25 protein-coding genes are annotated in these 23,139 nt (G+C 62.5%); 15 read left to right on the plus strand and 10 right to left on the minus strand.

Annotated features, from left to right (window positions below; genetic code table 11):
* Positions 1-56 precede the first annotated feature (56 nt).
* From METH_RS07045 to METH_RS07075, 7 genes are all read right to left on the minus strand, one after another.
* Complete coding sequence (locus METH_RS07045; RefSeq protein WP_156927450.1) at positions 57-1,259, minus strand: CaiB/BaiF CoA transferase family protein; 1,203 nt, start codon at positions 1,257-1,259, stop codon at positions 57-59.
* The gene (locus METH_RS07050) at positions 1,243-2,856 is read right to left on the minus strand and encodes a thiamine pyrophosphate-binding protein (RefSeq protein WP_024089746.1); all 1,614 of its coding nucleotides are present in this window, start codon (positions 2,854-2,856) and stop codon (positions 1,243-1,245) included. The genes METH_RS07045 and METH_RS07050 overlap by 17 nt, the downstream gene beginning before the upstream one ends.
* Before the next feature lie 145 nt (positions 2,857-3,001).
* On the minus strand, positions 3,002-3,478 hold the full coding sequence (locus METH_RS07055; RefSeq protein ID WP_044008356.1) for a DUF302 domain-containing protein: 477 nt from the start codon (positions 3,476-3,478) through the stop codon (positions 3,002-3,004).
* A gap of 156 nt (positions 3,479-3,634) precedes the next feature.
* Positions 3,635-5,668, minus strand: coding sequence for a PhoX family protein (locus METH_RS07060; protein ID WP_024089748.1), 2,034 nt, complete (start codon positions 5,666-5,668; stop codon positions 3,635-3,637).
* Positions 5,669-5,843: 175 nt separating this feature from the next.
* A complete protein-coding gene (locus METH_RS07065; protein WP_024089749.1) occupies positions 5,844-6,902 on the minus strand; it encodes a YeeE/YedE family protein in 1,059 nt (352 codons plus the stop codon).
* A gap of 20 nt (positions 6,903-6,922) precedes the next feature.
* The gene (locus METH_RS07070; protein ID WP_024089750.1) at positions 6,923-7,261 is read right to left on the minus strand and encodes an ArsR/SmtB family transcription factor; all 339 of its coding nucleotides are present in this window, start codon (positions 7,259-7,261) and stop codon (positions 6,923-6,925) included.
* 60 nt (positions 7,262-7,321) lie between these two features.
* Entirely contained in the window at positions 7,322-7,705 is a 384-nt protein-coding gene (locus METH_RS07075) for a thioredoxin domain-containing protein (protein ID WP_024089751.1), read from the minus strand.
* 109 nt (positions 7,706-7,814) lie between these two features.
* Here METH_RS07075 and METH_RS07080 point away from each other — a divergent pair, with 109 nt between their 5' ends.
* The 9 genes from METH_RS07080 (at position 7,815) to METH_RS07120 (ending at position 15,843) form a co-directional block, all read left to right on the plus strand.
* Positions 7,815-8,552 carry a cytochrome c biogenesis CcdA family protein gene (locus tag METH_RS07080; RefSeq protein ID WP_024089752.1) on the plus strand — a complete coding sequence of 246 codons (738 nt, stop codon included), beginning with the start codon at positions 7,815-7,817 and terminating at the stop codon, positions 8,550-8,552.
* A 46-nt stretch (positions 8,553-8,598) separates the two neighbouring features.
* Positions 8,599-9,165, plus strand: coding sequence for a thioredoxin family protein (locus tag METH_RS07085; RefSeq protein WP_052348762.1), 567 nt, complete (start codon positions 8,599-8,601; stop codon positions 9,163-9,165).
* A gap of 129 nt (positions 9,166-9,294) precedes the next feature.
* Positions 9,295-9,771, plus strand: a complete 477-nt coding sequence (soxX, locus tag METH_RS07090) for a sulfur oxidation c-type cytochrome SoxX (protein WP_024089754.1) — start codon at positions 9,295-9,297, stop codon at positions 9,769-9,771.
* A 58-nt stretch (positions 9,772-9,829) separates the two neighbouring features.
* A complete protein-coding gene (gene soxY / locus METH_RS07095) occupies positions 9,830-10,246 on the plus strand; it encodes a thiosulfate oxidation carrier protein SoxY (RefSeq protein ID WP_024089755.1) in 417 nt (138 codons plus the stop codon).
* A 44-nt stretch (positions 10,247-10,290) separates the two neighbouring features.
* Complete coding sequence (gene soxZ, locus METH_RS07100; RefSeq protein WP_024089756.1) at positions 10,291-10,620, plus strand: thiosulfate oxidation carrier complex protein SoxZ; 330 nt, start codon at positions 10,291-10,293, stop codon at positions 10,618-10,620.
* Between the two features lie 75 nt (positions 10,621-10,695).
* The gene (soxA, locus tag METH_RS07105) at positions 10,696-11,547 is read left to right on the plus strand and encodes a sulfur oxidation c-type cytochrome SoxA (protein WP_024089757.1); all 852 of its coding nucleotides are present in this window, start codon (positions 10,696-10,698) and stop codon (positions 11,545-11,547) included.
* A 99-nt stretch (positions 11,548-11,646) separates the two neighbouring features.
* Positions 11,647-13,344 carry a thiosulfohydrolase SoxB gene (gene soxB / locus METH_RS07110; RefSeq protein WP_024089758.1) on the plus strand — a complete coding sequence of 566 codons (1,698 nt, stop codon included), beginning with the start codon at positions 11,647-11,649 and terminating at the stop codon, positions 13,342-13,344.
* Between the two features lie 92 nt (positions 13,345-13,436).
* Positions 13,437-14,708 (plus strand): sulfite dehydrogenase, encoded by a 1,272-nt coding sequence (soxC, locus tag METH_RS07115; protein WP_024089759.1) that lies wholly within the window; start codon positions 13,437-13,439, stop codon positions 14,706-14,708.
* Between the two features lie 130 nt (positions 14,709-14,838).
* Positions 14,839-15,843: a c-type cytochrome gene (locus METH_RS07120; protein ID WP_425412327.1), complete on the plus strand. Its 1,005-nt coding sequence runs from the start codon at positions 14,839-14,841 to the stop codon at positions 15,841-15,843.
* An 86-nt stretch (positions 15,844-15,929) separates the two neighbouring features.
* Here METH_RS07120 and METH_RS07125 read toward each other — a convergent pair whose 3' ends face one another.
* Entirely contained in the window at positions 15,930-16,937 is a 1,008-nt protein-coding gene (locus METH_RS07125) for a GlxA family transcriptional regulator (RefSeq protein ID WP_024089761.1), read from the minus strand.
* Between the two features lie 253 nt (positions 16,938-17,190).
* Here METH_RS07125 and METH_RS07130 point away from each other — a divergent pair, with 253 nt between their 5' ends.
* The 6 genes from METH_RS07130 to METH_RS07155 all read left to right on the plus strand — a co-directional run bounded on the left by METH_RS07130 (position 17,191) and on the right by METH_RS07155 (position 21,110).
* Positions 17,191-17,823 carry an ATP-dependent Clp protease proteolytic subunit gene (locus tag METH_RS07130; protein ID WP_024089762.1) on the plus strand — a complete coding sequence of 211 codons (633 nt, stop codon included), beginning with the start codon at positions 17,191-17,193 and terminating at the stop codon, positions 17,821-17,823.
* Positions 17,824-17,972: 149 nt separating this feature from the next.
* Complete coding sequence (clpX, locus tag METH_RS07135; RefSeq protein ID WP_024089763.1) at positions 17,973-19,241, plus strand: ATP-dependent Clp protease ATP-binding subunit ClpX; 1,269 nt, start codon at positions 17,973-17,975, stop codon at positions 19,239-19,241.
* A gap of 139 nt (positions 19,242-19,380) precedes the next feature.
* Complete coding sequence (locus METH_RS07140; protein ID WP_024089764.1) at positions 19,381-19,746, plus strand: RidA family protein; 366 nt, start codon at positions 19,381-19,383, stop codon at positions 19,744-19,746.
* Positions 19,747-19,881: 135 nt separating this feature from the next.
* Positions 19,882-20,268, plus strand: coding sequence for an NADH:ubiquinone oxidoreductase subunit NDUFA12 (locus METH_RS07145; protein ID WP_024089765.1), 387 nt, complete (start codon positions 19,882-19,884; stop codon positions 20,266-20,268).
* Between the two features lie 24 nt (positions 20,269-20,292).
* Positions 20,293-20,748 carry an outer membrane lipid asymmetry maintenance protein MlaD gene (mlaD, locus tag METH_RS07150; protein ID WP_024089766.1) on the plus strand — a complete coding sequence of 152 codons (456 nt, stop codon included), beginning with the start codon at positions 20,293-20,295 and terminating at the stop codon, positions 20,746-20,748.
* Positions 20,748-21,110, plus strand: a complete 363-nt coding sequence (locus tag METH_RS07155; protein ID WP_024089767.1) for a DUF2155 domain-containing protein — start codon at positions 20,748-20,750, stop codon at positions 21,108-21,110. The genes mlaD and METH_RS07155 overlap by 1 nt, the downstream gene beginning before the upstream one ends.
* Here the strand turns inward: METH_RS07155 and aat are convergent.
* Together aat and accC are read right to left on the minus strand one after the other, a co-directional pair.
* The gene (gene aat, locus METH_RS07160) at positions 21,074-21,706 is read right to left on the minus strand and encodes a leucyl/phenylalanyl-tRNA--protein transferase (RefSeq protein WP_024089768.1); all 633 of its coding nucleotides are present in this window, start codon (positions 21,704-21,706) and stop codon (positions 21,074-21,076) included. The genes METH_RS07155 and aat overlap by 37 nt on opposite strands.
* 74 nt (positions 21,707-21,780) lie before the next feature.
* The gene (gene accC, locus METH_RS07165) at positions 21,781-23,130 is read right to left on the minus strand and encodes an acetyl-CoA carboxylase biotin carboxylase subunit (RefSeq protein WP_024089769.1); all 1,350 of its coding nucleotides are present in this window, start codon (positions 23,128-23,130) and stop codon (positions 21,781-21,783) included.
* Positions 23,131-23,139: the final 9 nt, after the last annotated feature.

Below are 23,139 nucleotides of genomic sequence, written 5' to 3' on the forward strand. Positions count from 1 at the left end.
CGGTGCTTTGCCGGGAACTGTAACACTTGGCGGAAAGCCGCCGCGAATGACGGCGCCTAGCGCTGCCCAAAGGGGTCGCTGGCACCCTGGATCTCCTCCGTCGCTTCGCCGCAGACGGGGGGCGGGTGCCGGTATGTTACAGGCGTGCGGGAGAAATTCAGCGGGTTGCCCAGCAGTTTGACCGGGCCGGCCGCGCTGTCCATGCCGATGGCCATATCACGGGCCGCGACCTGATCGGTGGCAAACAGCGTCTCCAGATCCTGCACCGGTCCTGCGGGAACCTTGCGGGCCTCCATCGCGCTCAGAACCTCCTCGGTGGTGAACCGCTGCACCGAAGGGATCAGGACCCCGTTCAGCGCGTCGCGGTTCTGCAGCCGGGCCGGATTGGTGGCAAAGCGGGCATCCTCTGCCAGGCCTTCGAGCCTGAGGAATTCCATGAAGCGGCGGAACTGGCTGTCGTTTCCCACCGCCAGGATCACATGGCCGTCCGCGGTTTCATAGACGCCATAGGGCACAATGCTGGGATGCTGGTTGCCGCGGCGTTCGGGGATCTGCCCGGTGTTCAGATAGGCGGTGCCCTCGTTGATCAGCCAGGCGATCTGAGCGTCCACCAGCGCCAGGTCGATCTGCTGGCCTTCGCCGGTCTTTTCGCGGTGATGCAGGGCCGACAGGATGCCGATACAGGCATACATGCCGCACATCACATCGGCGATGCCGACGCCGGCCTTCATCGGCTGGCCCTCCGGTTCGCCGGTCAGCGACATGATGCCTCCGAACCCCTGCGCCATGATGTCATAGCCGGGTTTGTGGCTGTTGGGGCCGGTCTGGCCGTAGCCGGAGATCGAGCAGTAGATCAGGCCCGGCAGATCATCCTTGAGGCTGGCATAGTCCAGCCCGTACTTAGCCAGCCCGCCCGGTTTGAAATTCTCGATCAGGATATCCGCCTCAGCCGCCAGGCGGCGGATGGCCTGCTGGCCGTCTTTTGCAGCGATATCAATGGCAACCGAGCGTTTGTTGCGGTTGGCGGCCATGAAATAGGCGGACAGGTCGGATTGGTTGCCGTCGGCGTCAGTTGCATAGGGCGGCCCCCATTGGCGGGTGTCATCGCCGCCGGTCTTGGGGTTTTCCACCTTGATGACCGTTGCGCCCAGATCCCCTAAAAGCTGGGTGCAGGTGGGGCCTGCCAGAATACGGGACAGGTCGAGAACCTTGACGCCGTGCAACGCGCCGTGGGGGAGAAGGTCAGATCCGGCCATCATAGCCTCCGCGTTCGATCACAGCCGAGATGACGGTGAATCTGTCTGCCTGCATCGCGTCCTGCAGGGCTGCGCGCAATTCGCTGCGGTTTGTGACCGTCACGCCGTTGCCGCCAAAGGCGCGGCCTATCGCGGCAAAGTCATGCGCGGCAAAATCCACCCCGCCGTTCACAAGCTGGCGCTGGCGCTGCTTTAGCTCGATCAGCGCCAGGCTGGCATCGGCAAAGACGACAAAAATCGGCGCAACGCCCATTTCGGCTGCAGTGGAAAGCTCGCCCGCCACCATCAGGAAACCGGCGTCGCCCGAGAAGCTGACCACCGGCCGGTCCGGCTGCGCCAGCTTGCGCCCGATCGCCATCGGCACCGCGCAGCCCATGGTGCAGAGGCCTGAAGATTGGATCAGCCCGCGCGGTTCCCGGCATTGCCACATCTGGCTGAGCAGGATCCGGTGCGCACCGCTGTCGGCGGTGGCGAGGGTTTCCGGCGGCAAAATGGCGCGGCATTCGGCGATCACGCCCGCCGGGCCCCAGCTGTCGTCCTGCGGGAAGGCGTCAGCCAGGGCCGCCTTCACAGCAGCGGGGCGGCCATCCGGCCAGGTTCCGCGCGGCCCTGTGCCTTCGGAAAAGGCCTCCAGCGCCGGTGCGATGGCGGTCAGGAAGGTGAGCCCCGCCTGATGCATGTAATGCGTATTGGCCACGGGCGCGATGTCGATCACTTGCTGGGTTTTCACGTCCCAGACGTTGCGCCAGCCGGGACGCATCTCGATCGGATCATAACCGATGGAGAGCACCAGATCAGCCGCTTGCACCAATGGCAGCAGGTGTTTATCGGCCAGCGGCGACAGGCCGGCACCGCCGAGGCAAAGAGGGTGGTCTTCGGATATGATGCCCTTGGCCTTGTAGCTGGTAAGAAACGGGATCCGGTGTTTCTCCACAAAGGCGAGGAGGGCGGAGCCGGCGTTTTCCTGCACCGCGTCCAGGCCGATTACCGCGACCGGGCGTTCTGCCGCCGCCAGCCAGTCACGCGCCTGCGCCAAGGATTCGCCGCTTGGCGCTGCTGCGCTTGCAGGCGCGCGGCGGATGCCGCGGTCCCTGGCCGGCGCATCGGCGGTAGAGATCGGCACGTCGATATGCACCGGGCCGTTGCGCGATTCGGTTGCGATGGCGACCGCCTTGTCCGCAATCAGACCGGCAGATTCCGCGTCCAGGCGGAACGTGGCCTTGGTGACCGGAGCGAACACTGCGCGGTGGTCAAGCACCTGATGGGTGTAGCTGTGTTCCTCAGCCGCATCGACACAGCCGGTCAGCACCAGCATCGGCACCCGGTCCTGATGGGCGTTGGCGACAACATTGATGCCGTTCAGCGCACCGGGGCCGAGGGTGGCAACCAGAATGACCGGTGCGCCATCGGCGTGATGCACCCCTTCGCCGATGAAGCCCGCGCAGTTTTCATGCTTGGCCAGATGAAAGGTAATGCCGGCGCGTGTCAGCGCGTCCACCAGCGTCAGCACTTCTCCTCCGGGCATGCCAAAGGCATGGCGGCAGCCTGCCTCGTACAGGCGCCGGGCCAGAACGTCAGCTGCACGTGAGGATACTGTCATCTTGTCCACCCAATCCGTTGATTTGCCGCCAGATTGCCAAGGATGCGGCGGCGCGCAAGCCCTCTCACGCCAGTGTGAGAAATGCTGCGGCGGATTTCGGCGCATGTCAGGCGCCTTGAGTATTTCTGACCAGAAAGAAGCAGGGCTATTTTTCCGCTCGTTCGGCAATCCGTGCAAAACGGCGGTCGAGCTGGTCTGCGAGGGCTTTCAGCTCAGCGCCGCCCTCCTCGGTGTAGGGCGCAAAGACATGCGAGGGCAGCTTATAGGCAAGGGTTGCGCTGCCGTCTTCTTCCTCGGTCACATAGATCCGGACCGGCGCTTCGATCATTGCAGCGGTGGACAGCGCCAGGATCTTTACCGCAAAATCATTGTTGAACAGGCCGATGACCCGGTTGCCCGGAATGGTGATACCGCGGGCGGCTGCGGCTTCAGTGGGACCTGCCTGGGTTACCACCCCCATACCCTCGGCCTTGGCCGCGGCTTTGACGTCATTGATCAGCTGCCCGTAGGGTTTGGAGGTTTCATGCACTGCCCAGCCGTCGCGCGGCGCGATGTTTCCGGCTGCGGCGGCTGCGGCTGCGGCTGCAAGGATCAGCGCAGCGGTCAGGCGTTTCAAAGACATGACGGACCTCCAGGTGGTTATTCTTTGTTCTAGCGGCAAGGAGGCTGGCCGGCGGCTCACAATCGCGTGCGCCAGGCGGCGGCCGGCCCGTCAGAGCAGAAACCTGCGCGCGCCCCGGATGGCGCGCGCTCCGCTTGATAACAGGCGGGGTCCGGGTCAGGTGGCGATCTTGCCGCCGCCCTGCCGGGTCACTGCAACCACCGCCGGGCGCGGCGGCATATCCGGGTCGAAATCGGGCCAGCGGGTGGCGGGATCTTCAAAAGTCGACGCGCGCTCAAACCCCTTCAGCGCCATGGTGCCGTCGGTGCCGGGATGCTGCACCGCCAGGAACAGTGTTTCGCCGTCCGGCGTGAAATAGGGTCCGCACAGCTCAGCGCCTGCCGGGCAGCGGAAGAACAGTTTGGAATGGCCGCGCAAGTCCCCTTCGGTCTCCACCCCGTAAAGCCCGTCCGACTTGCCGGTCTTGTTCCACTTCCGCCCCTGGTCGGTGGCGACCCAGAGGCGCCCATCGGCGTCAAAGGCGCAGTTGTCGGGCGAGGCGAACCAGCCGTTCTCCGAGGTTTCCGGGTTCCATTCCGCCCCGACGGCGGCAATGTCCGGATCGCCGCATTTGACCAGGATCGACCAGCGGCCGCGGGTGGCGGCATGGTCGCCGCCGTCTTCCTTGATTTCGATGATATGGCCGAAATCCGACCTTGCCCGCGGGTTGGCAGCGTCAGTCCGGCCGGACGTGCGCCGTGAATTATTGGTCAGCATGATATAAGCGGTGCCGTCGCCGCGCGGGGCGGCATCTTCAGGGCGGTCCATCGGTGTTGCTCCCAGCGCGTCGGCGGCAAGCCGCGCGTCGATCAGAACATCCGCCTGGCTGGCAAAGCCGTTCTCAGCCGTCAGAGGCCCTTGCCCATGCACCAGCGGCAGCCAGCGGACACTGCCGTCCGGGTCAAAGCGGGCGGCGTACAGCGTGCCGTCGCGCAGCAGGTTTGAATTGGCAGCCGGGTCAGCCGAAACCACGCCCTTGGAGACATATTTGTACTGATAGTCGAACCGCGCGTCGTCGCCCATGTAGACAACCAGATGGCCGTCCTTGGAAGTGATGGTTTCAGCGCCTTCATGGCGGAAGCGTCCGAGGGCGGTGTGTTTCACCGGCGCGGCCTCCGGGTTGCGCGGATCAACTTCAACAACCCAGCCGAAACGGTTGGCCTCATTGGGTTCCTTGTCGATGTTGAAGCGGTCGTAATACTTGCCCCAGGCGTACCAGCGGCCCGGCACGCCATAGCGGTTCATCCTGGCCGCTTCGGGCTGATCCGACAGGTCCGGCTTGCCGCCGGCGTCCAGCCTGTCCGTCCAGAAATAGCCGTGGAAGTTTTCCTCGGCCATCAGCCAGGTGCCCCAGGGGGTCATGCCGCCGGCGCAGTTGTTTAGGGTGCCGATGACCTGTGTGCCGCTTGGGTCTGCGCTGGTCTGCATCCGGGGATGTCCGGCAGCGGGACCGTCCATTCGCATCACCGTGTCCAGCGGCGTGATCCGGCGGTTCATTTTGCCATCCCGGACCACGGCCCATTTGCCATCATCTATGCGGGCAATCTCGACCACTGAGCCGCCGTGCGCGGCCATTTCGATATCCACCAGCGCCTGGGTCATGCCGGCGAACTCCGCCTTGTCCTGGCGGCCGAGGCCCGGGAACATGACCTCTTCATTGGTGTATTCGTGGTTCACGCAGAGCAGGCCGCGGGAGCCTTCGGCGTTCAGGGGTAGAAAGCCGGCATAGTCGTTGTTGTAACCGAACTGCTGCAGCTGGGCCGCGGCCGATTGGTTCATCACGTCGAAATCCGGTGCGTCCGCAGTGATCGGGTCGCCCCAGCGCAGCAGGACATCGGCGTCATAACCCCTGGCAACGTGGTGGGTTTCGTCGTTGCCCCAGGCCAGCTCATCAAAGGCATAGCGGCTGTTTGCTGCGGTGCCGGTCGCAGCAGCCTGGCGCGGTGCGGAGAGAGCGGCGGCGCCGAACAGGGCGGTGGTGGCGGAGACCCCCAGCAGGCCTTGCAGCATGTCCCGGCGGCCATAGCGGCTGGCGATCACGTCGCCGATGGTACGTTTCAGGTTCGGATTGGCCGGAATATCATCAAAGGTTTCAAAGGCTTCACCCTTGTTGCCGGTCTGCGGGTCGTCAATGATCTGCTTGCGGTCCATAGCGGGCTCCAAAAAATCACATTAATCGTGCCGGCTGACCGGCGGAGCCAAGACGGACCGGGATCATCATGGGCATGCGTGTAACAGCGGCATACAGGTTAACTCGGATTAGCCAGACTGTCACATGCGCCGGAGCGGCCTGCAATTGCCTGCCTGTCCCCGCGGGGACAGCGGGTTATTCTGCCGGGCGGAAGCCTTCGATCAGCTGGCGCAGCCCGATGGCAGCGCCGGCAAAGATCGCCAGCATGGTGACGGGCGCCGAAACCGCCAGGAGGGAGAACGCGCTGAGCCCCTGGCCCACAGTGCAGCCCATTGCGGTCACCGCGCCCGCACCCATGATCGCAGCACCGATGATCTGGCGGCGCAGCTCGCGCGGATCCTCGCAGGCCTCCCAGCGGAAATGCCCCTTGATCAGCGAGCCGAGGAAGGCGCCGGTCCAGACCCCGGCGATGGAGCCGACGGCAAAGGACAACGGGCGCAAGCCGCCGGTCATGGTCCAGAGGATGGTTTCGCCCAAGGGGGCGGAGAAGGAGTGGGAGACCACCGGCAGAGCGTCGAACCCTTCGGCATTGACATAAGTTGTGCCCGCCCAGCCGGAGGTGACTGCCAGCCCGACTGCAGCAGACCAGAACAGCGCCTGTCTGTCGGCGCGCAGTTCGGCATTGGCGAGGGAGGCCAGCAGGATCAACAGGCCGGCACCCGTCCCGATCGCCGCAACCGGCAGGCCGCTCCAGGCGGCGGCGTAATGCGCCAGTCCCGGCGGGATCTCGGTGGTCACGTCCTGCTGCGCGAAGAACTGGTTGCGCAGGGGGGCGAGGGGGCCGGCCAGAACAACATAGGTGGAGACGCCCATTACCAGCACGATCACAAAGCTGCGCAGATCGCCGCCGCCCAGCCGGGCGATGGCGCCGTAGCCGCAGTTGCCGCTGAGAGCCATGCCATAGCCGAACATCAGCCCGCCAAGGATCGACGCGGCGGGCATCCAGCGGATCGAGAGGTAAAAGGACTGTCCGGCATCAATCAGATCCAGTCCGATCAGGGCAAAGCTTGAAGTGACTGAAACACCGATGGCCACACCCCACATCCGCATCCGCAGAGAGGAGCCGCCGTACAGCAGGTCTTCGATTGCACCCAGGGTGCAGAAGCGTCCCAGCCGCGCGGCAAGACCCAGCAGCACACCGCCCAGCAGCCCGATGCAGGCGGCCAGCTGGTGTTCTGTCAGGAGATCAAACATACGGGGATTTCAATCAGGCCTCAGCTTCCGTCTTTGCAGAACAGGTCATAGACCACTTCCAGCATGCGGCGGGGTTTGTCGTCGGCGAGGCGGTAGAAGATCGCCTTGCCCTCCCTGCGGGGAATGACCAGGCCTTCGAGACGCAGACGGGAGAGTTGCTGGGAGACAGCGGCCTGGCGGGCCGACAACAGCTCTTCCAGTTCGGTCACCGATTTTTCGCCGGAGACCAGGTGGCACAGGATCATCAGCCGCCCTTCATGGCTGATCGCCTTGAGGAAGTTGGAGGCCTTGGTGGCGTTGTCCACCATCCTGTCCATTTCTTCCGGATCCATATCGGCGGAAAACTTCGGTAGTGCCATCTGTTGCCTCCTGAGCGGCGCGCGGGCGCCGCACTCCCCTTCTTGCCCCCGTACGGGCGGTCAGCTGCCGTCTTGAGTGTTCGTATTTTCAACAAACCCTGTATGGGCGGTTAGCAAATCTGTCAGCAAAGGCCAAAAGAATTCTTCGCCCGGATAGCCTTCGAGCCGGGCCAGTTCGCGGCCGTCCTCGACGATCAGAAAGGTCGGTGTGAACAAGACCCGGCGGGCAACCTGCAGATCATCGGGCAGGGTGCGCAGGTCGACCCGGCGCAGGGGAGCGAATCCGCCCTCGGCCGTTTTCGGGTAGACCGGGGCGATTTCTTCGTTCCAGCGGGCGCACCATTCGCAGCCGGGCTGTTCCACCATCACCAGCTCTGCCGCCCAGACAGGCAGGGACAAGCAGACCGCCGCTGAAGCTGCGGCCAGTTGCCTAAGGTGGCGCATACGTGTCATTCCATCTGTTGACGGTTGCTATTGAAACAACATAATTCGAATATGTGAATGATACAAGCCGCCCCCGGATACCATTGCTGCGGGGCGAGCGGGGGATGTGATGCTGGAAATAACCCTGTTTGGCGCCATGATCGCAGGTTTGCTGAGCTTTTTCACCCCCTGCATTCTGCCGATGGTGCCGTTCTACCTGTCCTATATGGGCGGGCTGTCGATGGCCGAGCTGCGCGGCGACGGTGCGATTGCTGCCGGGGCGCAGCGGCGGCTGCTGGTCTCGGCCTGCTGCTTTGCCGCCGGGGTCACCACCGTGTTCATGCTGATGGGCATGGGGGCCACCGCGCTGGGGCAGCTGTTCGGCCAATACCTTGAAATTCTGTCTTATGGCGCGGCGGCGCTGCTGTTGCTGTTCGGGCTGCATTTTCTGGGCGTGGTGAAGATCCCGCTGCTGTACCGCGAGGCGCGGATGGAAAGTACTGCGGAGCCCTCCAGCATGCTGGGTGCCTATCTGATGGGGCTGGCATTCGGCTTTGGCTGGACGCCCTGCGTGGGGCCGGCGCTGGCCTCGATCCTGATGATTGCTTCCGGCATGGGGGATATCTGGCGCGGCGGGCTGCTGCTGCTGGTTTACGGGCTGGGGATGACCGCGCCCTTTGTGGCGGCGGCGCTGTTTGCTCGGCCCTTTTTGGCCTGGGTGGCGCGGCACCGGGCAGCCTTTGCCTGGGTGGAGAAGGGCATGGGCATTATGCTGGTGCTGTTTGCGGTGCTGATCGCCACTGGCGGGGTACGGCTGATTGCCGATGCGATGATCCGCTGGATGCCGGGTTTCAGTACAATCGGCTAACTGAGGTATGGGAGGCAACATGCTGAGAAATATTGCGAAAGTGTTAATGGCGGTAGTTCTATCCACGCCCTTGGCAGTGGGAGTCGCGGCGGCGGAGCTGGGCGATGACGGTCTGCACAAGACGTCTTGGATGCGGGACACCTTCAAGGATCTGCGCGAGGACCTGGAAGAAGCCAATGGCGAGGGCAAGCGGCTGGCGCTGATCTTTGAACAGCGCGGCTGCATCTATTGCACCAAGATGCATGAGGAGACTTTTCCGCGCCCCGAGGTCAGCCAGTACATCGCAGAGAACTTCTTTGTCGTGCAACTGAACCTGCACGGCGATATCGAGGTCACCGATTTCGACGGCGAGGTGCTGCCGGAAAAAGAGATGGCGCGAAAATGGGGACTGCTGTTCACACCGACGATTCTGTTCCTGCCGGAAGCGGTGGCGGACGATGCCACGGCGCCCGAGGCGGCGGTGGCGGTGATGCCGGGCGCTTTTGGCGCGGGGACCACGCTGGACATGTTTACATGGGTCAATGAAAAGCGCTATGCGGCTGATAGCGGTGAAGATTTCCAGCGTTATCACGCGCGACGGATTCGCGAGCGCAATAATGGATCTGCAGATTAGGGGCCCGGCGCATAATCCGCAAAAATTCATAATACTGAATTTGTTGTTGCGTGCAGGGCCGGCGGTGCCCTACGGTATGCAGCAGCTAAGCAAGCCGCCCGGTGAAAGCGGCAGCCGATGGGAGGACACATGAAGCTTACATCTCTGACACTGGCGCTGAGCCTGGCCGGGAGTGCGGTCTGGGCCGGGGAGGTTGCTCCGAAAGCGGTGCAGTACGGCGAGGATGGCGAAGTGGCCGCGTCGCTGACGGGGGTTGCGGGCGATGCCGTCAATGGCGCGCTGGTGGCCGGCACCAAATCCAAGGGTAACTGCGTGGCCTGCCACCAGCTGACAGCGCTGGCGGATGTGCCGTTCCATGGCGAGATCGGCCCGTCGCTGGATGGCGCCGGCGACCGCTGGACCGAAGAAGAGCTGCGCGGGCTGGTGGCTAATGCCAAGATGACATTCGAGGGCACCATGATGCCGGCCTTTTACAAGGTCGATGGCTTCATCCGCCCGGGCGACGCCTATACCGGCGAAGCCGGAACCGAGCCGCTGCCGCCGATCCTGACGGCGCAGGAGATTGAGGATGTGGTCGCGTTCCTTGCGACTCTGAAAGAAGAGTAAGGCGCGGGCGGGGCCTTGTGCGCTTCGCAGCCTTCAGAGAATTCAAAGGAGAGATATGATGGAGTTCTCACGCCGTGAGACCCTGGCGATGGGCCTGGGCGCTGCGATGGTGACCGTGCTGCCGTTCCGTGCGAACGCGGCGGCGGACGACCGGATTGCCGCCTTTACCGGCGGTGCGGATGTCGCCGAGGGCGGCGTCACCCTGACCGCGCCGGAAATTGCTGAAAACGGCAACACCGTTCCGGTGTCCGTGGCTGCCGAAGGCGCTTCCGCGATCCTGGTGCTGGCCACCGGCAACCCGGAACCGGGCGTTGCGACCTTCAACTTTGGGCCCGGTGCGGCGCAGCAGGCGGCCTCGACCCGGATCCGTCTGGCAGGCACCCAGGACGTGGTTGCGGTTGCCAAGCTGGCTGATGGCTCCTTTGTCAAGGCCAGCGCCACCGTCAAAGTGACCATCGGCGGCTGCGGCGGCTGAGGCTGTCCGCTCCCTGAACCGAATTCTTAAGGAGAATTAAAGACATGGCATCCGGTGTTAAACCCCGCGTCAAGGTCCCGAAGTCTGCTGCCGCCGGTGAGGCGGTCACCATCAAGACCCTGATCAGCCACAAGATGGAAAGCGGTCAGCGCAAGGATAAGGAAGGCAACCTGATCCCGCGCTCGATCATCAACCGCTTCACCTGCGAATTCAACGGCGAGACGGTTGTCGATGTGGCGATGGAGCCTGCGATTTCCACCAACCCGTATTTCGAATTCGACGCTGCCGTCCCGGAAGCCGGTGAGTTTGTCTTCACCTGGTATGACGACGACGGGTCGGTCTACGACACCAAGAAGAAAATCGCCATCGGCTGATCCGTTCCGGATCTTCAGGCACGCGCCTTGTCCGGTTTGAACCGGGCAGGGCAGGCACCCAAGGGAGGACAGGGAATGAACAAACAGGCAATTACAGCCATTGCCGCTGTGCTGGCACTGCCGATGGCCGCCGCAGCAGGGCCCGATGACGACACGCTGGTGATCAACGAGGACATTGAGATGGTCACCAAGACCGCCGCGCCCGCCCATGTGGCGGATGTGCTGGACGAGGTGATGTCGGGCTGGCACTTCCGCAAGGATGAAACCCAGGCCCTGCAGATGGATGATTTCGAGAACCCGGCGATGATATTTGTCGATCAGGCGATCGACACTTGGAACACCGCCGAAGGCTCCGAAGGCAAATCCTGTGCGTCCTGCCACGATGATGTGGAGGAAAGCATGGCCGGTGTGCGCGCGGTCTATCCCAAATGGAACGAGACCGCAGGCGAGGTCCGCACCCTGAACATGCAGATCAACGACTGCCGCGAAAACCAGATGGGCGCCGAGAAGTGGAAGTATTCCGGTGGCAAGATGGCCGCGATGGAGGCGCTGATCTCGGTCCAGTCGCGCGGCATGCCGGTGAATGTAGCCATCGACGGCCCGGCCCAGTCCACCTGGGAGAAGGGCAAAGAGATGTATTACACCCGCACCGGCCAGCTGGAGCTGTCCTGCGCGAACTGCCATGAAGACAATTATGGCAACATGATCCGCGCCGACCATCTGAGCCAGGGCCAGATCAATGGCTTCCCGGTGTACCGGCTGAAGAACACCAAGCTGAACACGGCGCACGCGCGGTTCAAGGGCTGCATCCGTGACACCCGCGCTGAAACCTACAAGCCCGGCTCGGCTGAGTTTGTGGCGCTGGAGCTTTATGTTGCCTCGCGCGGCAACGGGCTGTCGGTCGAAGCACCTTCCGTCCGCAACTGAACTTTGCGCCCCGCGCCTGGATGCAGGTGCGGGGCGTCTCTCTTTACAAACATTCATTTGCGCGAATGTATCGCGTGAGCATACAGGATACCGGTACTCATGATCTCGCGCCGCGATTTTCTGCAGGTTTCGATGGCCGCCTCGGCCATGGTGGGGGCTTCCGGCTTTGGCAATTGGGCGCGGCTGGCCGCGCAGCAGTCGCTGACCCAGGACCAGCTTCTGGAGTTTGACAGTTTTGGCAACATCAGCCTGATCCATGTGACCGATATTCACGGCCAACTGAAGCCGATCCATTTCCGCGAACCCTCGGTCAATCTGGGCGTCGGCGCGAATAAGGGCCATGTGCCGCATATCACCGGCGCCGATTTCCGCCGCGCCTATGGTATCGCCGATGGCAGTCCCTCGGCCTATGCGCTGACCTATGATGATTTCTCTTCGCTCGCCAAGGCCTATGGACGTGTCGGCGGGCTGGACCGGGTGGCAACGGTGATCAACGCCATCCGATCCGACCGCCCAGATGCGCTGCTGTTTGACGGGGGCGACACCTGGCACGGCTCCTACACCTGCCATCACACTCAGGGCCAGGACATGGTCAACGTGATGAACGCGCTGAAACCGGATGCGATGACCTTTCACTGGGAGTTCACGCTGGGCAGCGAGCGGGTGAATGAGATTGTCGAGGGGCTGCCCTTTGCTGCGCTTGGCCAGAATATCTTTGACGCCGAATGGGACGAGCCGGCCGAGCTGTTCAAACCATACAAGTTCTTTGAGCGCGGCGGTGCCAAGGTGGCGGTGATCGGTCAGGCCTTCCCCTATATGCCGATTGCCAACCCGGGCTGGATGTTCCCGGAATATTCATTCGGCATCCGCGACGAGAATATGCAAGCCATGGTGGATGAGGTCCGCGCAGCGGGCGCCGATCTGGTGGTGGTCCTCAGCCACAACGGATTTGACGTTGACAAGAAGATGGCGGGCAAAGTGCAGGGCATTGACGTGATCCTGTCGGGCCACACCCATGACGCGCTGCCGGAACCGGTGCTGGTGGGCCAGACCCATATCATTGCCTCCGGCTCGAACGGCAAGTTTGTCTCCCGCGTTGATCTGGACGTGCGCGACGGCCGGCTGATGGGGCTGCGGCACAAGCTGATCCCGGTGTTCTCGGATGTGATCGCGCCCGATCCTGCCATCGCGCAGCTGATCGAGGCAGAGCGTGCGCCGTTCAAGGACCGGCTGACAGAGGTCATCGGCCAGACCGACTCGCTGCTGTACCGGCGCGGCAATTTCAACGGCACCTGGGACGATCTGATCTGCGACGCGCTGCTGAGCGAGCGGGAGGCGGATATCGCCATGTCGCCCGGCGTGCGCTGGGGGCCGTCGCTGGTGCCCGGCGACGACATCACGCGAGAGGATATCTGGAACGTCACCTCGATGTCCTACGGCGAGGCCTATCGCTCGGAGATGACCGGCGAGTTCATCAAGGTGATCCTGGAGGATGTGGCCGACAACATCTTCAACCCGGACCCCTATTATCAGCAGGGCGGCGACATGGTGCGGATCGGCGGCATGGGCTACCGGATCGACATCACCAAGCCGCAGGGCGAGCGGATCACGGATATGACCCTGCTGAAGAGCGGCGAGGCGATTGATCCGGCGAAATCTTACGTGGTGGCCGGCTGGGCCAGCGTGAATGAGGGCACCGAAGGACCGATGATCTGGGATGTGGTCGAGGATCACATCCGCAAGCTGGGCACTGTGAGCCTGAACCCGAATACCTCTGTCCAGGTGGCCGGCGCTTAACAGCGCCCGCCCCGGCAGGGGATACGACAAAAAAATTTGCGCAGTTGAATTCACGAAAGTGAATTTTTCTATGTAAGGAGGGAATGAGAAAAATGAGTGATGACGCCAAGAGGCTGGCGCCCTCGCGCCGCCAGTTCCTGACCGGGGCGGCGGTGGCCGGGGCCGGGGCGGTGGCTGCCGGTGCCGCCAAAGCCGCCGCGCCTGATCCGTTGATTACCGAAGTGCAGGACTGGGCCAGCGGCTTGGGCGAGGGGGTGGATGCCACGCCCTATGGACTGCCGATCCAGTTTGAATCCGATGTGGTGCGCCGCAATGTTGAATGGCTGACGGCGGATACCATCAGCTCGATCAATTTCACCCCTATCCACGCGCTGGACGGGACGATCACACCGCAGGGCTGTGCGTTTGAGCGGCATCATTCGGGTGCCATCGAACTGCGCAAGGAAGACTACCGGCTGATGATCAACGGGCTGGTGGATTCGCCGCTGGTGTTCACCTATGCGGATCTGGAGCGCTTCCCGCGGCAGAACCGCGTCTACTTCTGCGAGTGCGCGGCGAACTCCGGCATGGAATGGGCCGGGGCGCAGCTGAACGGGGCACAATTCACCCATGGCATGATCCACAACATGGAATATTCCGGTGTGTCATTGCGGACCCTGCTGGAAGAGGCTGGCGTCAGCCCCGAGGGCAAGTGGGTCTATGTGGAAGGCGCGGATGCGTCCTCGAACGGGCGCTCTATCCCGCTGGACAAGGCGATGGACGATGTGCTGGTTGCCTTCAAGGCCAATGGCGAGGCGCTGCGCAAGGAGCATGGCTATCCGGTGCGGCTGGTGGTGCCGGGCTGGGAAGGCAACATGTGGATCAAGTGGCTGCGCCGGATCGAGGTGATGGACCAGCCGGTAGAGAGCCGCGAGGAAACCGCGAAATACACCGACACGCTGGCCGATGGCGTCAGCCGAAAATGGACCTGGGAGATGGATGCCAAGTCCGTCATCACCAGCCCCAGCCCGCAGGCGCCCATTACGCACGGGAAAGGGCCGCTGGTCATTACGGGGCTGGCCTGGTCGGGCCGCGGTGCAATTACCGGCGTGGATGTGTCGCTGGACGGCGGTAAGAACTGGCAGGCGGCGCGGCTGGCGGCCCCCGGAACGGATAAGGCGCTGACCCGGTTCTATCTGGACATCAACTGGGACGGGTCGGAGATGCTGCTGCAGAGCCGGGCCAGAGATTCCTCAGGCTATGTGCAGCCGACCAAGGCGCAGCTGCGCGCCGTGCGTGGGCTGAATTCGATCTATCACAACAACGCCATCCAGACCTGGTGGGTCACGGCAAACGGGGAGGCGGAAAATGTCGAGGTTTCCTGAGGCGGTGACGCTAACCACTAAGGGCAGCTCCCGAGGCCGGGGGGGCGCACAAGCACCTTCCCGCGGGGAGGGGCGGGCGTTGCCCGGCCTCGTGGCCAGGCGGAGCATTATTGCCGCGGGTGCATTTGCATTGGCTGCGGTTTCACCTGCTGTGGCAGAGAAATACGGCCTTGGCCGCCCGGCACTGCCGGAGGAAGTTGCGGCCTGGGATCTGGACGTGGCCCCGGACGGTACCGGCCTGCCTGCAGGTTCGGGTGATGTGTTCGCCGGCGAAGAGGTTTTTGCCGAAAAATGCGCGGTCTGTCACGGCGACTTTGCCGAAGGGGTCGGCAACTGGCCCAAGCTGGCAGGCGGGCAGGGCACGCTGGACCATGACGACCCGCTGAAGACGGTGGGCAGCTATTGGCCGTATCTGTCGACCACCTGGGACTATGTGAACCGGTCGATGCCGTTCGGAAACGCGCAGTCGCTGAGTGCGGATGAGGTCTATGCCATCACCGCCTATATCCTCTATTCCAATGATCTGGTGGATGAGGAGTTCGTGCTGTCGAATGAAACCTTCATGGATGTCGAACTGCCGAATGCCGATGGGTTCATTCTGGATGACCGGCTGGAGGCGGAAAAGCATTTCTGGAACCCGGAACCCTGCATGGCAGACTGCAAGGACAGTGTCGAGATCACCATGCGCGCCCTGGTGCTGGATGTGACGCCGGAGGAGGACAGCACCGGAGCACCTGCAGAAACTGCGCCGCCGGATGAGAGCGCCGCGGAGCAGGTGTTTGACGAAACTGTTGAAACCACTGCGGTTCCGGACCCGGAACTGGTCGCAAAAGGCGAAAAGGCCTTCAAGAAGTGCAAAGCCTGCCATCAGGTCGGGGACAATGCCAAGTCGAAGACAGGGCCCATTCTGAACGGTATCGTCGGCGCCCCTGCAGGCCATGCGGAGGGGTTCCGCTATTCCAAGGCGATGAAAACCGCAGCTGAGGGCGGGCTGGTCTGGGACGAGGCTGAACTGGCGGCCTTTCTGGCCAAGCCCAGAAAATACATGAAGGGCACCAAGATGTCCTTCGCGGGTCTGAAAAAGGACAGCGATATCGAAGCCGTGATCGCCTATCTGCAGTCCTATTCGCAGTAGAATCTGACGGCCTGCACACTGACAGGGGGCGCCGCTGGCGCCCTTTTTTCTTGCGGGGCCGGCAGCCGGGGCGGCCGATCCGCCCGTCAGCTCCAGCCCTTGCGGAAGAAATGCGGCGAGGCGCCGAACTTGCGCTTGAACTGGCGGGAGAAATGCGTGGCTGAGTTGAAACCCGAAGCGAGCGCGATTTCGGTGACGCTCATCGAGGTTTCGTTCATCAGCGCAAAAGCGTGGCTGAGCCGCATGTCGAAGTAGACATGCATTGGGCTTTGGTTGAGATAGCGCGAGAACAGCCGTTCCAGCTGGCGGCGGGAAATGTCGAGCCGGTCGCAGAGTTCGCCGATCGACAGCGGTTCCTCGATTGATTCCTGCATCAGTTGCAGCGCGTTCAGCAGCCGCTGGTTGCGGCTGCCGATGGCCACCGCATAGTTGGATTTCTGCGGTGCGGCCTGACCGCCCGAGCGCACGTGCAGGCACATGTCGGCGACGATGATCGCGAGCTGCTTGCCGTGGCGTTCCTCGATCAGGTGCAGCATCATGTCGGTCGCAGCATTGCCGCCGCCGCAGGTCATCAGCGGGCCGGAGATCTCGAAAATGTTGGGGGAGGGCTCCAGGTTCGGGTAGCTCTCCAGAAAGCCCGGCTGGTTTTCCCAATGAAGGGTGAATTTGTGGTTCTTGATCAGCCCGGACTGGGCCAGCGCAAAGGCGCCGGTGCAGATGCCGCCGATGGAGCGGCCAAAGCGGCTTTCGCGGCGCAGCCAGTTCAGGGTGACCTCGCTGGCTGCGTTATGCGGCTCCACGCCGGCGCAGACAAAGCCCAGCGAATCCGAGGGCAGGGGCTGAAGCGGCGTGTCCGGTGTGATCACCATGCCGTTGGAGCAATGCAGCGGCTGGCCGTCTTCGGTCATGATGTACCAGCGGTAGAGCCGGGTGCCGGTCACCTGATTGGCAATGCGCAAAGGTTCGATGGCGGCGGCCACGGGCAGCATCGTCGCTTTCGGCAGCAGCAGGAAGTAAAAGTCCTGCGGTTCGCCTTCGAAGGGAACGGCGAGATTGGCGGCGGCGCCTTTCTGAACGAAACTGTCATCGGCCATGGCGGAACCCCAGCGTGGCACCCGGGATTTGGCCCCCCGGGTGGAATTCGGACTTGAGTTTGTTTCCTAAGGCCCTGCCGCGCGCCGCAGCCCAAGAATAGCGACAGCGTTCCAACGGATTGCGACACAGTATGCAGCTTTGCGGCAACGTAAAATGGCTGCCGCCCCTTGCAGGTCAAAAGTGGCGATACTAAGACTCGGGTAACACAAGGTCGGGTATGGTGCCGGACATAAGCAACGCAGGCAGGTCGAAATGATTGATCCCAGAGAAACATACATGAATACCCTGGTCCCGATGGTGGTGGAGCAGACCAGCCGGGGCGAGCGGGCCTATGACATTTTTTCCCGCCTGCTGAAGGAGCGGATCATCTTCCTGAACGGTCCGGTGCATGACGGGATGAGCTCGCTGATCGTGGCGCAGCTGCTGCATCTTGAGGCGGAAAATCCGTCCAAGGAAATCTCGATGTACATCAATTCGCCCGGCGGCGTTGTGACCTCGGGCCTGTCGATTTATGACACCATGCAGTACATCAAGCCCAAGGTTTCGACCCTGGTGATTGGCCAGGCGGCTTCGATGGGATCGCTGCTGCTGACTGCTGGCGAAAAAGGCATGCGTTTCTCGCTGCCGAATTCCCGCGTGATGGTGCACCAGCCCTCTGGCGGGTTCCAGGGCCAGGCGACCGATATCATGATCCACGCCGAGGAAACTCTGAAGCTGAAGAAGCGGTTGAACGAGATCTACGTCAAGCACACCGGCCAGGAATACGACAAGATCGTCGAGGCGCTGGAGCGGGACAATTTCATGTCTCCGGAAGAAGCCAAGGAGTTCGGCCTGATCGATGAGATTGTGGAAAACCGCGCTAAAGGCGACGAAGGGCAGGCGTAAGGCCTGCGGATGTGAACAGCCGTGTGCCCCGTGTTTGGTGTGGGGCGCACTTTCACATTGTGGCGGCCTAAGCACTCGCTTAAGCTGGCAGAAAGTTGAGAAGCCCCGCGGTGCGGGAGCAGCGGACCGGGCGGACTGAAAGGTAGACCATGGCGACGAATTCAGGCGGCGACAGCAAAAACACCCTCTATTGCAGCTTCTGCGGCAAGAGCCAGCATGAAGTGCGCAAGCTGATCGCAGGCCCCACCGTGTTCATTTGCGATGAATGCGTCGAACTGTGCATGGATATCATCCGTGAAGAAACCAAGGCTTCCGGGCTGAAGGCCACCGATGGTGTGCCTACGCCCAAGGACATCTGCCAGGTTCTGGATGACTATGTGATCGGCCAGGCCACAGCCAAACGGGTGCTGTCGGTTGCGGTGCACAATCATTACAAACGTCTGAACCACGCGCAAAAGGCCGGGTCGGACATTGAGTTGGCGAAATCGAATATCCTGCTGATCGGCCCCACCGGCTGCGGCAAGACCTTGCTGGCGCAGACGCTGGCGCGGATCCTGGATGTGCCGTTCACCATGGCGGATGCCACCACGCTGACCGAAGCCGGCTATGTGGGCGAGGATGTCGAGAACATCATCCTGAAGCTGCTGCAATCGTCGGAATACAATGTCGAGCGCGCGCAGCGCGGCATCGTCTATATCGACGAGGTCGATAAGATCACCCGCAAGTCGGAAAACCCCTCGATCACCCGCGACGTGTCGGGCGAGGGCGTGCAGCAGGCGCTGCTGAAACTGATGGAAGGCACTGTGGCCAGCGTACCGCCGCAGGGCGGGCGCAAGCATCCGCAGCAGGAATTCCTGCAGGTGGATACCACCAATATCCTGTTCATCTGCGGCGGTGCATTTGCCGGGCTGGACAAGATCATCTCGGCCCGCGGCAAAGGGTCGGCAATGGGCTTTGGCGCGGACGTGCGCGACAATGACGACCGCGGCGTCGGCGAGGTGTTCCAGGAACTGGAACCAGAAGATCTGCTGAAATTCGGCCTGATCCCGGAATTTGTCGGCCGTCTGCCGGTGCTGGCAACCCTGGAAGACCTGGACGAGGACGCGCTGGTCATCATCCTGACCCAGCCCAAGAACGCCCTGGTCAAGCAGTATCAGCGTCTGTTCGAGCTGGAAGACACCGAGCTGGACTTTACCGAAGAGGCGCTGAGCGCGATTGCCCGCAAGGCGATCGAGCGTAAGACCGGTGCCCGTGGGCTGCGGTCGATCATGGAGGATATCCTGCTGGATACCATGTTCGATCTGCCGGGCATGGACAGCGTGACCAAGGTGGTTGTGAACGAAGAGGCCGTGACCTCCGACGCGCAGCCGCTGATGATCCACGCGGATGCCGAGAAAGAGCCGGCTTCGGCAGGGTGAATGCACAGGATCCAAGGCAAACGGCGCGGTCCTACCCGCGCCGTTTGCTTTTGGAGCCGGGATGTATGGGGGCGCTGGCCCCGCAGCGGCAGACCGCTGAATCCCGAGGATATTTCAGACAACAAGATGGAGCAGGACAGTGATCAAACGGATTTCGTCTGGCGGAGAATTTGAGGCTAAAATCGGCTACTGCCGCGCTGTTGTGGCTGGCGGGTTTGTGCATGTGGCGGGCACTGTCGGCCAGGGCGATGATGCGGCAGCACAGTGCCGGTCGGCGCTGGACACCATTGGCGCAGCCCTGGAAAAGGCAGGCGCAAGCTTCGCGGATGTGGTGCGGGTGAACTATTACCTGCCGGATGCAGCGGAGTTCGAATCTTGCTGGCCGGTCCTGGCAGAAACCTTTGGAGCCAATCCGCCCGCGGCAACAATGATCGAGTGCAACCTGATTGATCCGAAGTTCCGGATCGAAATCGAGGTGACGGCGCTGGCATCGGCGGAAAGCTGATCCTGCAAGGCGTCTCTAAACCCGCTTGAAGCTAAACTTCCATTTCCCGCCGGGGTTCTTTCGGAGACGGCGCAAGCCACTGGACCTTTGCGGGAAATTGGGCCATATCAGAGACGGAAAAATCCGGAGGCACCGATGGGAATCCTGAACACTCTTCTGAGCGCTGTGACCTGGTGGAACGGATCCACCCTGAACACCCGGATATTCACCGCCCGCAAAGGCATCAAGGTGGGCGAAGATGATCAGGGCAATGTGTTCTACCGCAACGCCGATGACAGCAAGCGCTGGGTGATGTTCAACGGTGAAGTCGAAGCCTCGCGGGTGAGCCCGGACTGGCACGGCTGGCTGCACCGCACCTTTGACGATTTGCCGAGCGAGAAGCCCTTGAATCACAAGCCCTGGGAAAAACCGCATCAGGAAAACCTGACCGGCACTATGATGGCCTATGCGCCGGCGGGGTCGATCCGCGCAGGCGGGGAACCCAAGGAGCGCCGCGACTATGAGGCCTGGGTGCCCGAGTAAAACATCTGCCAGAAGGCTGATTTCATGTCCCACAATCCTACCGAAGTTTTTGCCGGCGGCGTCGTGCTGGCTGCTGCTGTCGCCTTTGCCGTCTATGCCGGCCAGGCAGCCGGTCTGTCGCGCGGCGGTTCGACCTATGATTTGAAGGCCTCTTTCCGGTCGCTGGAAGGGGTCAGTGTCGGCACCGATGTGCGGCTGGCCGGGGTCAAGATCGGAACCGTGACCGGCGTCGGCCTGAACCCGGAAACCTTCCGCGCGGATACCATGTTCTCTGTCAAAGAAGGCATCGAAATCCCCGATGACAGCGCGGTTGTGATCTCCTCCGAAGGGTTGCTGGGCGGAAACTTTGTTGAGATTATGCCCGGCGGCTCGCCTTTTGCCTTTGAAGCGGGCGATGAGATCGAAGATACTCAGGGTGCGGTCAGCCTGATTTCCCTGCTGGTCAAGTTTGTTGCCGGCGGCGGCGAGGGCGGTTCTTGATGCGCTTCGCCGCGGCAGCAGTGGCCTGCGCGCTGGCCATGCCGGCCTGGGGCCAGGAGCGGTCGGCGGCGCAGGGCAGCGCCGCGGTTCTGAGAGCGCTGGACAAGGTCAACGGCCACACCATGGATGCGGAAGTGGCGATCGGAGCCAGTTCGGAAATGTTCGGCCTGATGGTGACCGTGTCGGACTGCCGTTTCCCCAAGGAGAACCCGACGGGGGATGCCTTTGCCTTTCTGACTGTGCGGGACCCCGGCGATGGGGCCACGCATTTCCAGGGCTGGATGGTGGCGTCCAGCCCGGCCCTGAACGCGCTGGATCACAACCGCTACGATGTCTGGGTCATGCGCTGCAGCAGCAGCTGAGGCCCGGGCACAGCCGGCCGGGTGAAATCGGCATCCGTTTTCAGGGCCTCGCGCAATAGGGCCTGGTAGCGCGCACGGGTAACCTCGATCCCGCCAAGCGATGCAAGGTGCGGGGTCAGGAATTGCGTGTCGCACAGCCTGTAGCCCGCCTGCACCAGCCTGTCCGTCAGATAGGCCAATGCCACTTTGGAAGCATCCCGGCGGCGTGAGAACATGCTTTCGCCGAAAAAAGCGCCGCCCAGCGAGACACCATAGGTGCCGCCGGCCAGAACACCGTCCTGCCAGACCTCCAGAGAATGCGCGTTGCCCATCAGGTGCAGGTCCAGATAGCGATCGCGGATTTCCCCGTTGATCCAGGTTTCGGCCCGGTCGGCGCAGCCGTCCACGACAGCGCCGAAATCCCGGTTCACGGTGACCTCAAAGCCGCCGTTGCGGATGCGTTTGGCCAGTGAGCGGGAAATGCGGAACCCGTTCAGAGGCAGGATGCCACGCCGCTTGGGATCGACCCAGAACACTTCGGGGTCGTCGCGGTGTTCGGCCATCGGGAAAACACCGGCAGAATAGGCGTGCAGTAAAAGATCCGCGGTCAGGCTCATGGTGAAAGGCAGTATACCGGAAAAATGCGGGAAAATGTAAAACGGGGCGCAGCCAATGGCGCGCCCCGCTGAATTTATCCCGGCTGGTTATCTTCCAGCCAGCGTTCCAGCCAGTGGATGCCGTAGTCGCCGGTGTGGATATCCTGTTCCTGCAGCAACGCGTGGAACAGCGGCACGGTGGTGTCGATCCCGTCGATGATCAGCTCGCCCAAGGCGCGGTTCAGGCGCGCCAGCGCCTCGGTCCGGTCGCGGCCATGCACGATCAGCTTGCCGATCAGCGAGTCGTAGTAGGGTGGAATCGAATAGCCGTCATAAAGCGCCGAATCCATTCGCACACCCAATCCGCCGGGGGCGTGGTACTGGGTGATCTTGCCTGGGCAGGGGGAAAAATTCGGCAGCTTTTCGGCGGTGATCCGGACCTCGATGGCGTGGCCGTTGATTTCCAGTTCGTCCTGGGTAAAGGACAGCGGCAATCCTTCGGCGACCCTGATTTGCTCGCGCACCAGGTCGACGCCGAAGATCGCCTCGGTTACCGGGTGCTCCACCTGCAGACGGGTGTTCATCTCGATGAAGTAGAATTCACCGTCTTCATAGAGGAATTCCACGGTCCCGGCGCCGGAATACCCCATTTTGCCAATTGCGTCGGCGCATATCTTGCCGATACGGGCGCGTTCTTCCGGGGTGATGCTGGGACCGGGAGCCTCCTCGAACACCTTCTGGTGGCGGCGCTGCAGCGAGCAGTCGCGCTCGGCCAGATGAACACCGGTCTCCTTGCCGTCGCCAAAGACCTGCACTTCGATGTGACGCGGCTTCTGGAGGTATTTCTCCATGTAGACTTCGTCATTGCCAAAGGCAGCCTTGGCTTCCGAACGTGCGGTGGAGAATGCGGAGGCCAGCTCTTTCTCGTTCAGGGCCACTTTCATGCCGCGGCCGCCGCCGCCGGCGGTGGCCTTGATGATCACCGGGTAGCCCATCTCTGCGGCAGCTTTCCTGGCCGCGGCGATATCGGGCACGCCGCCGTCGGATCCCGGAACAACCGGAATGCCAAGTTTCAGGGCGGTTTCCTTGGCGGTGATCTTGTCGCCCATGATGCGAATGTGCGCTGCCGACGGGCCGATGAAAGTCAGCCCGTGGTCTTCGATGATCTGCACAAAATTGGCGTTTTCCGACAGAAAGCCATAGCCCGGGTGAATTGCCTGGGCGCCGGTGATCTCGGCGGCCGAGATGATGGCCGGTATCGACAGGTAGCTTTGGCTGCCGGAGGGCGGGCCGATACAGACCGATTCATCAGCCATGCGGACGTGCATTGCGTCGGCATCCGCAGTGGAGTGCACAGCAACCGATTTGATGCCCATTTCCCGGCAGGCACGGATCACGCGAAGGGCGATCTCGCCGCGGTTGGCAATCAGGATCTTGTCAAACATTGCAGATCC

It is taken from the genome of Leisingera methylohalidivorans DSM 14336 (assembly GCF_000511355.1).
Lineage (GTDB): Bacteria > Pseudomonadota > Alphaproteobacteria > Rhodobacterales > Rhodobacteraceae > Leisingera > Leisingera methylohalidivorans.